At 69.0% G+C, this 13324-nt stretch carries 12 protein-coding genes; 8 read left to right on the top strand and 4 right to left on the bottom strand.

Features of this window, described 5'->3' with window-relative positions; all coding sequences use genetic code 11:
* The first annotated feature begins 124 nt into the window (after positions 1 to 124).
* Together C5E05_RS05225 and C5E05_RS20060 are read left to right on the top strand one after the other, a co-directional pair.
* On the top strand, positions 125 to 508 hold the full coding sequence (locus C5E05_RS05225; protein ID WP_104241897.1) for a cold-shock protein: 384 nt from the start codon (positions 125 to 127) through the stop codon (positions 506 to 508).
* Complete coding sequence (locus C5E05_RS20060; protein ID WP_181059384.1) at positions 508 to 1773, top strand: DUF3027 domain-containing protein; 1266 nt, start codon at positions 508 to 510, stop codon at positions 1771 to 1773. Before C5E05_RS05225 ends, C5E05_RS20060 begins: the two co-directional genes overlap by 1 nt.
* Positions 1774 to 2032: 259 nt before the next feature.
* Here the strand turns inward: C5E05_RS20060 and serC are convergent, their stop codons facing one another.
* The gene (gene serC / locus C5E05_RS05215; protein WP_104241895.1) at positions 2033 to 3148 is read right to left on the bottom strand and encodes a phosphoserine transaminase; all 1116 of its coding nucleotides are present in this window, start codon (positions 3146 to 3148) and stop codon (positions 2033 to 2035) included.
* Positions 3149 to 3224: 76 nt separating this feature from the next.
* Between serC and C5E05_RS05210 the strand changes: the two genes are divergently transcribed.
* The 5 genes from C5E05_RS05210 (at position 3225) to C5E05_RS05190 (ending at position 8762) form a co-directional block, all read left to right on the top strand.
* The gene (locus C5E05_RS05210; protein WP_104241893.1) at positions 3225 to 3962 is read left to right on the top strand and encodes a metal-dependent transcriptional regulator; all 738 of its coding nucleotides are present in this window, start codon (positions 3225 to 3227) and stop codon (positions 3960 to 3962) included.
* Positions 3963 to 4238: 276 nt separating this feature from the next.
* A complete protein-coding gene (locus C5E05_RS20445) occupies positions 4239 to 5351 on the top strand; it encodes a C40 family peptidase (protein ID WP_258063157.1) in 1113 nt (370 codons plus the stop codon).
* A 180-nt stretch (positions 5352 to 5531) separates the two neighbouring features.
* The gene (locus tag C5E05_RS05200; RefSeq protein ID WP_104341331.1) at positions 5532 to 6698 is read left to right on the top strand and encodes an NlpC/P60 family protein; all 1167 of its coding nucleotides are present in this window, start codon (positions 5532 to 5534) and stop codon (positions 6696 to 6698) included.
* A gap of 196 nt (positions 6699 to 6894) precedes the next feature.
* On the top strand, positions 6895 to 7932 hold the full coding sequence (locus tag C5E05_RS05195) for a C40 family peptidase (RefSeq protein ID WP_104341330.1): 1038 nt from the start codon (positions 6895 to 6897) through the stop codon (positions 7930 to 7932).
* 335 nt (positions 7933 to 8267) lie between these two features.
* Positions 8268 to 8762: an HNH endonuclease gene (locus C5E05_RS05190; protein WP_104241887.1), complete on the top strand. Its 495-nt coding sequence runs from the start codon at positions 8268 to 8270 to the stop codon at positions 8760 to 8762.
* Here the strand turns inward: C5E05_RS05190 and C5E05_RS05185 are convergent.
* The gene (locus C5E05_RS05185; protein WP_104241885.1) at positions 8759 to 9235 is read right to left on the bottom strand and encodes a type II toxin-antitoxin system RatA family toxin; all 477 of its coding nucleotides are present in this window, start codon (positions 9233 to 9235) and stop codon (positions 8759 to 8761) included. The genes C5E05_RS05190 and C5E05_RS05185 overlap by 4 nt on opposite strands.
* Positions 9236 to 9268: 33 nt before the next feature.
* Between C5E05_RS05185 and C5E05_RS05180 the strand changes: the two genes are divergently transcribed.
* On the top strand, positions 9269 to 11095 hold the full coding sequence (locus C5E05_RS05180) for a helicase HerA-like domain-containing protein (protein ID WP_104241883.1): 1827 nt from the start codon (positions 9269 to 9271) through the stop codon (positions 11093 to 11095).
* Between the two features lie 163 nt (positions 11096 to 11258).
* On the opposite strand, the gene C5E05_RS05175 is transcribed toward C5E05_RS05180, so the two are convergent.
* Both C5E05_RS05175 and aztD read right to left on the bottom strand, forming a co-directional pair.
* Positions 11259 to 11927, bottom strand: coding sequence for an AIM24 family protein (locus C5E05_RS05175; RefSeq protein ID WP_104241881.1), 669 nt, complete (start codon positions 11925 to 11927; stop codon positions 11259 to 11261).
* Between the two features lie 185 nt (positions 11928 to 12112).
* Positions 12113 to 13294 carry a zinc metallochaperone AztD gene (aztD, locus tag C5E05_RS05170; protein ID WP_104341329.1) on the bottom strand — a complete coding sequence of 394 codons (1182 nt, stop codon included), beginning with the start codon at positions 13292 to 13294 and terminating at the stop codon, positions 12113 to 12115.
* Positions 13295 to 13324: the final 30 nt, after the last annotated feature.

Genomic DNA, 13324 nt, shown 5'->3' with positions numbered 1-13324 from the left:
ATGCGCGCCACCGTAGACTGGTTCGGATCAGCCGCACGCCGCGGCCGACCAGGGGAAGCGAAGTTCGCCGCCCCGCCTGTGAAAGTTCGATCTGGTGCTTCGTGCGCCGAACAAGGAGATGGCCATGCCCACCGGCAAGGTGAAGTTCTACGACGAGGACAAGGGATTCGGCTTCATTGCGGCCGACGACGGTCAGGAGATCTTCCTGCACGCGACAGCGCTGCCAGCAGGAACCTCGTCGGTGCGCCCGGGAACGAAGCTCGAGTTCGGCATCGCCGACGGACGACGCGGTGCACAGGCGCTGTCCGTCCGCGTCCTCGAGGCCCCGCCGAGCGTCGCGCGCATCCAGCGCAAGTCGCCTGATGACATGGCAGTCATCATCGAGGACCTCGTGAAGCTGCTCGACTCCGTCGGCGGCGCGATGCGTCGCGGTCGCTACCCCGAGAAGCCGCAGGGCGCGAAGATCGCGGCGATGCTCCGTCGCGTCGCGGACGACCTGGACGCCTGATGACGAACGAGGCCGTGCTTGCAGCCCCGCTCGGGGTCGCCCTTGACGCCGTCGAGCTCGAGTCTTCGCGAAGGCTCGCCTGGTCGGCTCTGCTGGACGTGACGCCGGCCTCCGAGCTCGGCGAGCTCGTCGCCGTCGTCCCCGAGGAGGACGAGGGCGTCTACACGCTCCAGTACACGACGCGCCTGCCCGGCTACCCGGACTGGCGATGGAACGTCTCCCTCGTTCGCCTTGTCGACCAGGCCGAGCCGACGGTCCTCGAGGCCGAGCTGCTGCCCGGCGACGGGGCCCTGCTGGCACCTTCGTGGGTGCCATGGTCCGATCGGCTCGCCGACTACGAAGCGGCGCAGCTGCTCGAGGTCGGCGAGGTCGTTGACGTCGACGGCGAGAACGCAGAGGCCGCGGGCGCGGAGGCTGCGCCCAAGTCGAGCAAGCGCATCCGGCGCACGCGGACACGACGTCGCATCGGTGCAGACGGTGCGGCCGAGGCCGAGTCGACCGCAGACGGTTCTGCGGACGACGAGTCGGCTCAGGTGCCCGCGAGTGAGGATGTCGCAGCCGGTGCTGGCTCAGAGCCTGCCGTCGGCGAATCTGCAGAAGCCGAGAAGCCCAAGAAGAAGAAGCGCAAGAAGGAGAAGTCGGCCAAGAAGTCGAAGTCGGACGTCGACACCGACGGCACTCCGAGCGACACGGCTGCCGACGAGGCTGCTGTCGAGGTGACCGATGCGGAGACGCCGCCCGCCGAGAAACCCAAGCGGTCGCGTCGCAAGCGCGTCGACCAGGCGACGCCTGACGCCGCCGCGGAGGAGACGACTCCGGAAGCACACGGCGACGCCGATGGCGAGGCAGCCCCGAAGAAGCCCGAGCGTCGGAAGCGCAAGAAGGCGGGCAAGGCCGTCGACGGCGAATCCGGTGCCGACGACGCCGGTGCCGACGACACCTCAGGCCAGGAGCCCAAGGCAGGCGCGGTCGAGAGCGACGACGTTGCTCCGGAGCCGAGCGTGCCGAAGACGAAGCGGGCCGCCAAGGCGCCCGCCGCGCTCGCAGACGAGGTGCAGCCCCAGAAGAGCAGCTCACGGGGCAAGCGGCGTCGGGTCGTCGTGGTCCCTCGCAGCGAGGACGAGCTGCCAGCGCAGGAGGCCGCCGAGTTCGGTGAGGCCGCCGATATCCGGGAGTTCGCCGACGACATGGACGACGTCTTCGACGGGGTCGACTTCGAGCCCGACTCCGAGGTGTCAGCGCCCGAAGGCGACGCCAAGAGCTAGCCCGGCGGATGCTCGGTGGCCGAGGGCTGAGTTGTAGTCGTCACAACTCACCCGAAGCGACCACAAGTCAGCTCCCGGCTCGCGCGGAGACGCGCCACGCTGGATCGCGGAGCAAGACACGCAGGACAGACGAGACACGCAGGACAGACATGACACGCAGGACAGACAAGACGCGCAGGACAGACGAGAGGAGCGTCACCAGCAGCTGCTGGTGACGCTCCTCTCGTCTGCGCTTCGATCGGGGTTGGACCCGGCGGAATCAGCCCAGGTGCTCGACGACGTAGTCGATTGCGCCCGTGAGACGGCGCACGTCGTCGGGGTCGACCGACGTGAACGTCGCGACCCGCAGCTGGTTGCGGCCGAGCTTCCGGTACGGCTCGGTGTCGACGATGGCGTTGGCGCGGAGCGCCGCCGCGACGGCAGCCGCATCCACCTGCTCGTCGAAGTCGATCGTCGTGACCACCTGCGAGCGCTCTGCAGGGTTCGCGACGAACGGAGTCGCGTACTCGGAGGCCTCTGCCCAGTCGTAGATGATGCCGGAGGAGGTACGGGTGCGGTTGTCGGCCCAGGCGATTCCGCCGTTGCCGTTGATCCAGTCGAGCTGCGCCTCGAGGAGGAGCAGCGTCGAGATGGCCGGCGTGTTGAGCGTCTGGTTCTTGCGCGAGTTCTCGACGACGTGGCTGAGCTTCAGGAAGTCGGGGATGTACCGCTCGGAGGCGGCGATACGCTCGATGCGCTCGATCGCAGCCGGGGACGCGATCGCGAGCCAGAGGCCACCGTCGGCGCCGAAGTTCTTCTGCGGCGCGAAGTAGTACACGTCGGTCTCGCTGATGTCGATGTCGACGCCGCCCGCGGCGCTGGTCGCGTCGATGACCGTCAGGGCGCCGTCATCACCGTGGACGCGACGGATGGGGGCCATTGCTCCCGTCGAGGTCTCGTTGTGCGGCCACGCGTAGACATCGACGCCGGCGACTGCCTCCGGCGAGGCGATCGTGCCCGGCTCGGCGGAGCGCACGTCCGGGGCCGTGAGCCACGGGGCGGCTGCAGCCTTGGCGAACTTCCCGCCGAACTCGCCGAAGGTCAGGTTCTGCGCGCGCTCGGAGATGAGGCCGAAGGCCGCGGAATCCCAGAATGCGGTGGACCCGCCGTTGCCGAGCAGTACCTCGTAGCCGTCGGGGAGACGGTAGAGCGAGGAGAGGCCTGCGCGCACGCGGCCCACGAGGTCCTTGACGGGTGCTTGGCGGTGGGAGGTGCCGAGGATGCTGGTGGCCCCTGCGACGAGATGATCGATCTGCGCGGGCCGGACAACCGACGGGCCGCAGCCGAATCGGCCGTCGAGCGGAATGAACTCTGTCGGGATGCGAATGTCAGGCATGCTGCAAGCCTATGCGCGCAAGCGGGCTCGCTCGCCGCTAGGCTTGGCGGACCAATGCAACGGAGGGTGGCGGGGCGTGACCAATCTGGTGGACACCACGGAGATGTATCTCCGCACCATTCTCGACCTCGAGGAAGAGGGCATCACCCCGCTTCGGGCTCGCATCTCCGAGCGACTCGGGCACTCGGGTCCCACGGTGTCGCAGACGATCGCGCGCATGGAGCGCGACGGACTCGTCTCGGTCGCCGGTGACCGCAGACTCGTGCTGACGACCGACGGGCGTGCCAAGGCGACGCGCGTGCTGCGCAAGCACCGGATCGCCGAGGGTCTCCTCGCCAATGTCATCGGCCTCGACCTCGCCCAGGTGCACGAAGAGGCCTGCCGCTGGGAGCACGTCATGAGCGACGAGGCCGAGCAGCGGATCTTCGAGATGCTCGGTCGCCCCAGCGAATCGCCGTACGGCACCCCGATTCCGGGACTCGTCGAGTTCGGCGCCGAGCCTGCCGAGGAGTTCCTCGCCGGCGTCGTGAGCGTCTCGGCGCTCCTCGAGGAGTCTGCGCGCGGAGCCACCTCCACGGAGCCCGTGCTCGCGAAGGTGCGTCGCCTCGGCGAGCCCGTCCAGTCCGACCTCCAGACGCTCACGCTTCTGCGCGAGGCTGGCGTGCTTCCCGGCACCGAGGTCACCCTGCAGCGCCGTGGTGCGTGGATCGGCCTGCTGCCTGCTTCTGGCGGCATCGGCGTCGAGGTCTCGCTCGAAACCGCCGAGCACGTGTACGTGGATGCGATCCTGAGCCCCGAAGGTGCGCTAGGCTGAGATCTGGTCACGGCCAGCTGAAGATCTCCTCCGCGTTCTGCGGGCCTTCACGTGCCTGACATCCCCGGAAACTCAGGGTTCGTTACCTCGGCGTTAGGGTTCTGACACCGAAGCGTGACAATTCACAGCTTTTCCACTAGTGTTGTCCGAGTCATGAGCTATGCAGTCTGCATAGCTGGCAGGCCGAGGCGCCGTATCCCGCTCCTCGACCTAGCTCCCCCTGGTAACAGGCAAGAGCGGGATCGGCTCCCAGGAGTCAGGCGCTGGAGGAACGACTTGGAAAACTTGACGAACGCCACGGCACCGCTGACGCGACGCCAGGCTCGTGAGATCGAGCGCCGCACGGGCCAGCGCCCAGTGGCGACTGTCGGTGTCGCGGGTGTGTCCGCGCCGGTGATCGAGGCTTCGGTCGCAGAGATCAACTCGGCATCCGTGCCGACGCCCTCTGCTTCAGCATCCTTCGTGCACGACACTGCGCACATCCAGCGCAACGAGCTCGGCGCACTCGTGTCGGTGCTCCCCACGACCACTGCGCTCCCGCAGGTCGCCGGCGACGAAGCCGTCGAGCAGCTCGCAGAGGTCATCGACATCCCCGAGGCGTTCACGGGCCGCTCCGTGAGCATCCGCGCTGCGAAGCCGGCGTCGCTCGTCGCTCGTCAGCGTCGCCGCACGGCTGGTGGCTTCGCCGCTGCAGCAACCGTCGCGGCCATCGCCACGGCAGGCGTCGTCGTGCCAGCGGCAGTCGCCGATGGCAACAACGCCAGCCAGGCGCAGGCCAACCTCCTCGCCGCCACCACGGTCGAGACCGAGGCACCGACGGCTGAGGCCGACGCAACCGCTGAGGCTCCGGCAGAAGAAGTTGTCGAGCAGGCCTCCGTCGACCTCGTCGCCGCTCCAGAGGTTGCGGTCGACCGCACCGAGACCAGCGTCGTGACCCTCTCGAGCGACCAGGTCGCCGAGGTCGTCGCAACGCCTGAGCCCACCGCAACGGCAGACTCGAGCGCCTCCACGGGCGGCACGACGTCGACGGGCGGCAGCACCTCGGGCAAGACCAACACCGCATCGACCGGCGGACAGAGCGTCGACTCGTCGAGCGTCTCCGCTGCGGCCATGAGCTACGTCGGCGGCTACTTCGGCTCGTGCGACCTGCTCACCCAGGCCGCCTACGCAGCAGTCGGCATCTCGCTGCCGCGTGGCGTCTCCGCTCAGGCGGCAATGGGCACGCCCACCTCCAACCCGCAGCCCGGCGACCTCGTCGTCTGGCCTGGCGAGCACATCGGCATCTACGCCGGCAACGGCATGGTCATCGACGACCCCGGCTACGGCGGACGCTCGGTGCAGCACCGCTCGATCTCGTGGGGCAGCCCCTACTACGTGACGCTCCGCTAAGGAACGAACCACCTCGGCAAACGCGCTCAGCTTCGGCTGGGCGCGTTTCGTCGTTACTCCCGCGTGACCGATCATGCATCCATTTGTGATCTGACCGTGACAATTCCGTGACCTTTGTGTAGGCTCGGACGCGTCGAGGATGCCGGTTCCAACGGTGTTCGAAAGCACCGAGGAGAAGTCTTGAGCACATCGAGCACGCCGCGCACGGACAGCACCACCGTGCTGACCCGCCGCGAAGCCCGCGCGATCGAGCGGCAGACCGGAGTCCGTCCCGTCGTCACGTCGGCCGTGGCCGGGGTCTCTGCCCCCGTCATCGAGGCCTCCGTCGCCGAGATCGCCTCCGCCGCCTCCACTCCTGCCGTCGCCTCTGCGCCCTCGGTGCACGACACGGCTCGCATCGAGCGCAACGGCCAAGGTGCCCTCGTTTCCGTCCTGCCGTTCTCGCAGCTCGCCGCAGATGCGACCTCGGAATCCCAGGGCCTCATCGAGCACTCGGAACCCGCCCCCGTCACCGACATCTCCGAGGCCTTCACCGGGCGCTCCGTGAGCATCCGCGCCGCGAAGCCGGCCGCCCTCGTCGCACGGACCCGCCGGCGCACCGCCGCCAGCTTCGCCGCCGCTGCAACCGTCGCAGCTGCAGCCACTGCCGGGATGGTCGTCCCAGCCGCCGTCGCAGACGGGCAGAGCGAGGTGCAGTCCCAGGCCAACCTGGTTGCGGCCACGTCGCCAGACGCAGCCGCGACGGCACCCACATCGGACCCAGTCCCAGCTGCCGAGGAAGCCGCCGTGGAGGAGGTCGCCCTCGTCGCTGCGCCAGAGGTTGCCGTCGACCGCACGGACTCCACGGTCGTCTCGATCTCCAGCGACGATCTCGCTGCCGTCGCTGAGACGCCGACACCGACTCCGACGCCAGAGGAGACCGAGGCTCCTGCAGAGTCGAGCTCGTCGACCTCGGGAAACACGTCCTCGGGTGGCAGCTCGAGCAACCAGACGTCCTCGTCCTCGGGGTCCGCCGCGCCGAGTGGTGGGTCCGGCAACGTCGACACCTCGAGCCTCATCGCGGCGGCGCACAGCTACGTCGGCTCCTACTTCCCGGCCTGCACCGACCTGACCAAGGCCGTCTACGCGACGCAGGGCATCTCGCTTTCGGGGTCCGTCAGCAACCAGATCGCGGGCGCACGCCAGACGTCGAACCCGCAGCCGGGTGACCTCGTCGTGCAGCCAGGCGCGCACATCGGCATCTACGCCGGTGACGGCATGGTCATCGACTCTCCCGGGTACGGCGGCAAGGTCGTCCAGTACCGCTCCATCTGGTGGGGCAACCCGGTGTACTACACCTTCAATTAGACATCTCGAGCTTCGGCTCACTCCGGTGGGCAACGCCGCGCGCAGCTTCTGCTGCGCGCGGCGTTCTGTCGTCGTGATCAAAATGTGATGATTTGCGACCTGACTGTGACCTGAGCGTGACATTTTCGTTATAAACGGTTACGCTCGTGGAAGTCCAGGGCACCAACGGGTGCTCAGCTCCACCCGAAGGAAATCCATGAGCACCACGCTGACTCGTCGCGAGGCCCGCGCCATCGAACGCCAGACCGGTGTGCGCCCAGTCGCGGACGCCACGCAGTCGTTGAGCGCCGCCGCGCTCGCCTCCGTCGCCGGCACCCGAGCACCCGTCGCCCTGCAGCCCGAAGAGACGGGCCGCATCGAGCGCAACGCGATGACCTCGCTCCTCTCGGTCGTCCCCGCAGACCGCGTCGCAACCGCGGCGACCGAAGCCGAGGCGCCCAGCGTGCCCGCGGCCTTCGCCGGCGAGCGTGCCATGACGGTTCGCGCTCCACGCCCCAGGCAGCTCGTCGTCCGCCGCCGCGTCGCCGGAACCCTGGCCGCCGCCGCGTCTCTCGCCGCGGTCACCGCGGTCGGAGCCGTTGTGCCGAGCACCATGGCAGCGCCCGCGCCCGCCAGCGAAGCCAGCCTCTCGAACGCGGTGGCCACATCAGATGACACCAACGCGGACGCGCAGCCCGAGCAGGCGAGCGTCGAAGCGGCCATCGCCGACGCCGTCGCCGATGCCACCCCTGCCGTCGCAGCACCGGAGACCGTGACCGATCGCACGGAGACCGCGGTCGTGAGCATGAGCGCTGACCAGGTCGCCGCAGTCGCGACCCCAGAGCCCACCGCCGACGCCACCGCAGACGCCGCCGCCGCAGATACGAGCGGCGCGGGCAGCAGCTCCGCAGGCCAGAGCGTCGCCGGCTCAAGCGTCGTCGAGACCGCATCGCAATTCATCGGCGTCTCGCCGTACGTCTTCGGCGGGGCAACCCCGGACGGCTTCGACTGCTCGGGGCTCGTGAAGTACGTGTTCGGCCTCCACGGCATCGACGTGGCACACGGCGTCAGCGCGCAGGCGGCGGCGGGCACACGCGTCTCCGACCCGCAGCCGGGCGACCTCGTCATCTTCCCGAACTTCCACGTCGGCATCTACGCCGGCAACGGCCAGATGATCGACGCTCCCACCGAGGGCCGCATGGTCGAGCTCGGTGGCCTCGACGCGGGCGGAAGCTACTACTTCGTCCGCCTCTGAGCGACGCGTCTCCCACATGCGGGAGGGGCAGCTCCCTTTCTTCGGTCTTTCCGGCCGGTGAACAGGGAAAGCTGCCCCTCCCGCATTCTGCATCCGTGGTCTACGCTGTTGCCAGATCGACGACACTCGGGAGCGTCAATGAGGGCACGCAGCGGCATCCACGCCAAGGATGCGCGCGCGTGCTCAGCCCTCGACGTCTACCAGAGCGGTGAAGCCTGTCAGACCGTTCGAATACAGGCCGACGAGTCTCGTCCGTCCATCTACCTACTCGATTCAAGGGTGCCGCCGATCCGGGCGGTGCCCTTTTTTCGTACGGATGCGAAAGCAGGTCCAGCATGCGAACCCTCGTCCTGAACGCAGGCTACGAACCGCTCGGGGTGGTCTCCGACAGGCGGGCACTCGTGCTCGTGCTGCACGGCAAGGCCAGCGTCATCGACGTCGATGAGGACCACCCGGTGCTGGCCTCAAGCGGCGTCTGGGAGCGGCCGCGCGTCATCCTGCTGACCAGGTACGTGCGCGTTCCCATGGCCCGCATGCAGCCGGTGAGTCGCAAGGGCGTGCTGCGGAGGGACGCGAACCGATGCGGCTACTGCGATGGCTTCGCGAACACGATCGACCACATCCTGCCGCGGTCGAGGGGCGGGCGCGACAGCTGGGAGAACCTCGTCGCCTGCTGCCTCAGGTGCAACAACGTCAAGGGTGACAAGACGCCGGGGGAGATGGGGTGGCGGCTTCGCCTCACACCGAGACCCCCGCGGGCCACCGGCTGGTCGCCGCGAAGCGTCGAACGAGAGCTGCCCGAGTGGGCGGCGTACCTCCCCGCCGCCTAGCTCGTTGCTGACAGCGTCTCGCCGGCTTCCGAGAGCGCCACTGCCCTCTCCTTGAACGCGGCCGCGCGCTGGTGCAGCTCGCGGTCGAACGCTGGCTTGGTCGCCGCCCCGAGCGTGGACGCGAAGACAGGCGAGGCGAGCTTGTACGTGAACTTCCACGTCGCCTTCGTGCCGCCCTCGACGGCCTCGAATCGCCAGCCCTCGCCGAACGAGGTCAGCCAGGCCGGCCCCTTCACCATCTCGGCGGAGCTCACGAGCGGGGCGTGCACGACTCGAAGCTCGAGGATCATGCGCCGCCCTCCCGGAGTCTTCGTGAAGAAGTGCGCTCCGGAGACGGGCGCCGTGGCCCCGCGGATGAACTCGCTGCGGATGACGCCCGGATCCCAGCTCCGGGCCTCGCCGACGGTGTGCGCGAGCGCGAAGGCCGCTTCGACGGAGAGGGGCACGACGACGGACGCTTCCAACTGAGGCATGGCACCAAGTCTAGGAGTGACTAGCCTGGTGCCATGACTGATGCCGACGCCCGTATCGAAGCCGCACGCAGAGCCCTCGAGGAGGCCACCGCTGCGCTCGCGGCCGCCGAGGCCGAAGCGAAGACCGAGAGCGAGACTGCCGCTCAGGCGGGCCCGGGCGTGGTGCCCGAGCCGGCAGCACCGGCGGCGCAGGCCGAGCCGCCAGCGCCTGCGGCACCTGCGGCTCCTGCGGCTCCTGCGGCTCCCACGGCGCCCTCCGGCCCGTTGGATGCGCAGCAGCTCGAGGCGGTTCGCGCCGGCTACGCGTTCGAGGGTGCCGCGCTCGAGATCGGAGCGATCGTCAACGGCGAGGCGGTCGCAGGCGTTCCCGTGCGCATCCCGCTCGCCATGACCAACCGTCACGGCCTCGTCGCCGGCGCAACGGGCACTGGCAAGACGAAAACCCTGCAGGTGCTCGCCGAGCAGCTCTCCGCCGCCGGCGTGCCCGTGTTCGCGGCCGATATCAAGGGCGACCTCTCCGGGATCGCGACGCCGGGCGAGCCGAGCGACAAGCTCCTGGCGCGCACGAAGGGCATCGGGCAGGACTGGGCCCCGGCGGCCGCACCCACCGAGGTGTTCTCGCTCGGCGGGCGAGGCATCGGCGTCCCCATCCGAGCGACCGTCTCGAGCTTCGGGCCGCTCATGCTCTCGAAGGTGCTTGGGCTCAACAAGACGCAGGAGTCGAGCCTCGGCCTCGTCTTCCATTTCGCCGACGAGCAGGGGCTTGCGCTCGTCGACCTCTCCGACCTGCGGACCGTGCTGCAGTACCTCACGAGCACCGAGGGCAAGCTCGAGCTCGAGGGGATCGGCGGGCTCTCGAAGCAGACGGCAGGCGTCATCCTTCGCGAGCTCGTGAACTTCTCCGAGCAGGGTGCCGACATCTTCTTCGGGGAGACCGAGATCGACACCCGTGAGTTCCTGCGGGTCACGAACGAGGGGCGCGGCGTCGTCAGCCTCCTCGAGCTGCCCGGCGTCGCCAGCAACCCCGCGCTCTTCTCGACGTTCCTCATGTGGCTGCTCGCCGACCTGTTCAACGAGCTGCCCGAGGTCGGGGACCTCGACAAGCCGAAGCTCGTCTTCTTCTTCGACGAGGCGCACCTCCTGTTCTCTGGCGCCTCCAAGGCGTTCGTCGAGCAGATCACGCAGACGGTGCGGCTCATCCGCTCCAAGGGCGTCGGGATCTTCTTCGTCACGCAGACCCCGAAGGATGTCCCGGACGATGTGCTCGCGCAGCTCGGCTCGCGCATCCAGCACCAGCTGCGCGCGCATACCCCCGACGACGCGACCGCGCTGCGCCAGACCGTGCGCACCTACCCGAAGAGCGGGTACGACCTCGAGGAAGTGCTCACGCAGCTCGCGACGGGCGAGGCGATCGTCACCGTCATGAACGAGAAGGGCGCCCCGTCGCCGGTTGCGTGGACTCGCCTCCGCGCCCCGCAGGCCTCGATGTCGCCGACGCCCGAGGACGGCCTCCGCCAGCTCGTCGCCTCGTCGTCGCTGTACCCGCGCTATTCGCAGGTGCTCGACCCGCAGTCGGCGCACGAGGTGCTGACGGCCAAGATGAACGCCGCGGCGGAGCGCGAACGGGCCGAGGCCGCGGCGATCGAAGCGGAGAAGCAGGCGGCGAAGGACGCGAAGGAGCGGGAGCGGGCGGAGAAGGCGGCCCGCTCGCGCACGCAGACGCGCACGACCACCAGGTCACGTCCGGATGCGGGCAGCGGCAACGTCGTGAGCGACATGCTCGGGTCCCGGACCGGCCAGACGATCGTCCGCGAGGTGGTGCGCGGCGTGTTCGGCACGCTCTTCAAGAAGCGCCGCTAGCTCGGCGCGCGAGACCCCGGCGCAGCACGGAGAAGGCGGGTGACGGATCTCTTCGATCCGCCACCCGCCTCAGGCTGTGGTCTGGTCGCTAGCTGAGCGCACTCGAGCCGACATCCACAGCGAACTCGGTGCCGCCCTTGAGCGCGGAACCGGCGCGACGCCCTCAGGCCGTGGTGACGATGGGGACACCCTCGCTCGGCTGCACGACGACGAAGCCTGGCCCGTGGAACGCGAGCTGGAACGACTCGCCGGACCCGCGGCCGATGAGCGAGCCCATCTTGAAGTCGTTCTTGATGGTGGGCTGCAGGTTCTGCGACCAGCAGATCGCAGCCTGGGGGTCGACGAAGGTCGGCTGCACGGAGCAGTCGAGGACCATGGGCGGGCCGTCGCTCGAGACGGCGACGGTGCCGTGGCCACCGACCTCGAGGTTGAAGAGGCCGCCCGTCATCATGCCCGCGTTCGCGAGCATCTTGATGTCCCACTGCAGGTTCGCGTCGAAGGCGAGCAGGTTGGCGGTGTTGATGGTGATGCCCTCGCCCTCTAGGACCAGCGTGAAGACGTCAGCAGCCTGGCGGGCGAAGAACACCTCACCCTGACCCCCGACGCGCATGAGCGAGCCGCCCTCGCCGGAGACCATCTTCTTCATGAACTTGCCGAGGCCGCCTGAGCCCTCGTGCTTGAACTCGAACTGGCCCTGGTAGGCGACCATCGCGCCCTTGGCTGCCAGCACCTCAGGTCCGAATCCGACGCGAAGCATCTTCTTCGATTGCAGCACCCAACGCTCGGTGCTCTGGCTCTCCCGGTTCGCTTCCGCGAATAGCTCGCTGCGCATGCTGAGTCTCCCTCATCTGTGGTTTCTCGGACGTCCGATGGCTGTATTCGCAGGGCCCGTGGCCCCGCTGTTCGGCATCCTATTGCCGTTCGCTGGCGTGGCGCATGGGGAGTGCTCCCCATGCGCCACTGGAGCCGTTCAGGCTCGTGCTGTATTGCCGGGGGCCTCCCGGCGTGCTCGGCCGGCTAGCTCAGCGCGATCTCGTTGGGAACGCCGGGGAGCGTCGCGGAGCTCGTGATCTCCTCGGTCTCCAGGTTGACGGCGTGGACCGTGCTCGTCGCCGGGTCGGTGACGTAGGCGACGCCGTCCTGCACCTTGAGCGCGGGGTGCGCGTCCTGCCATTCGGCGGGGCCCTCCCACGCGTCGATCACGGGGATCGAGGTGATGGGCGAGCCGTCTTCCTCTGAGAAGAGGTGCAGCGAGCCGTCGGAGCCGAGGATGATCGCCTCGTTGTCGGAGCCGCGTGCGAGGTCGCGGAACGTGTAGCCGACGCCGTCAGGCAGCTCGGTGACCGAGATCTTGCCGCTCGCCGTGTCGACGAGCGCGAAGGCCTGCAGGAGGTAGCCCTCGGCATCCGGGTCGGTCTTGTAGTCGCCGAGGGCGATGGCCGAGTCCTCGGTCGTGAGCATGTTGCCGATGCGGCCGAACTCGTCCGGGGAGGAGAGCTTCGTGATCGTGCCGTCCGAGTAGGCGAGCGCGCCGTTCTCGCAGCCGACGACCACGACCTCGTCCTTCACCGTGCCTTCGCCGTGCACGCCGGGGCAGTCGGTGGAGCGAGCGAGCTCGGTGCCGTCGGCGTCGGTCGCGACGATGCCGGTGCGGTCGCTCAGCGTCGTGACGAAGGTGCCGTCCGAGAGCTCGATCGAGACGCCGTGGTGGGCGGCGTCGCTCGCAACCGTCTCGGTCTCGGGCAGCTTCGTGCCGTCGTCGAGGAGCGCATCCGTGTCGAAGATCACGGAGTCGCCGCTGCCGTCGAAGAACAGCACCGTCTTGCCGGCGTGCGCGACCGCGTGGCCCGCCTTCGAGCCTTCGAACGTGACGCCCGTGAGCGCCGGCTCCTGAGTGTCGAGCACCTGGAAGCCGGCGTCGGTCGTGACGAGCACGTTGCGGCCATCGCCGACGGGGTTGACGCGGGTGAACCCGTCGATGGGGACGTCGCCGACGACCTCGAGGGTCGTCGCGTCGAGGACGACGAGTCCGCCGTCGTACGTGAGCGTCACGCGTTCGGCGGTGGCCGCTGCGCCGGAGGTCGCCGCAGCTTCTCCGGTCGCGGCGGGAGCGGTCTGGGTGCAGCCGGTGAGGGCGAGGATGCCGAGGGCCGTCACGGCGATGGCGCCGCGGGTCCTGGTGGGGGAGGCGAGGGTCATGGAGACTCTTTCTGTGTTCGGGCTTGCTAC

The organism is Pseudoclavibacter sp. AY1H1, assembly GCF_002931055.1.
GTDB lineage: Bacteria > Actinomycetota > Actinomycetes > Actinomycetales > Microbacteriaceae > Pseudoclavibacter.
This window is presented reverse-complemented; position numbering and strand designations above follow the sequence as displayed.

Coding starts and splice junctions, on each gene's coding strand:
- C5E05_RS05225 (WP_104241897.1), top strand. CDS start 125: ATGCCCACCGGCAAGGTGAAGTTCTACGACGAGGACAAGGGATTCGGC.
- C5E05_RS20060 (WP_181059384.1), top strand. CDS start 508: ATGACGAACGAGGCCGTGCTTGCAGCCCCGCTCGGGGTCGCCCTTGAC.
- serC (WP_104241895.1), bottom strand. CDS start 3,148: ATGCCTGACATTCGCATCCCGACAGAGTTCATTCCGCTCGACGGCCGA.
- C5E05_RS05195 (WP_104341330.1), top strand. CDS start 6,895: ATGAGCACCACGCTGACTCGTCGCGAGGCCCGCGCCATCGAACGCCAG.
- C5E05_RS05190 (WP_104241887.1), top strand. CDS start 8,268: ATGCGAACCCTCGTCCTGAACGCAGGCTACGAACCGCTCGGGGTGGTC.
- C5E05_RS05185 (WP_104241885.1), bottom strand. CDS start 9,235: ATGCCTCAGTTGGAAGCGTCCGTCGTCGTGCCCCTCTCCGTCGAAGCG.
- C5E05_RS05180 (WP_104241883.1), top strand. CDS start 9,269: ATGACTGATGCCGACGCCCGTATCGAAGCCGCACGCAGAGCCCTCGAG.
- C5E05_RS05175 (WP_104241881.1), bottom strand. CDS start 11,927: ATGCGCAGCGAGCTATTCGCGGAAGCGAACCGGGAGAGCCAGAGCACC.
- aztD (WP_104341329.1), bottom strand. CDS start 13,294: ATGACCCTCGCCTCCCCCACCAGGACCCGCGGCGCCATCGCCGTGACG.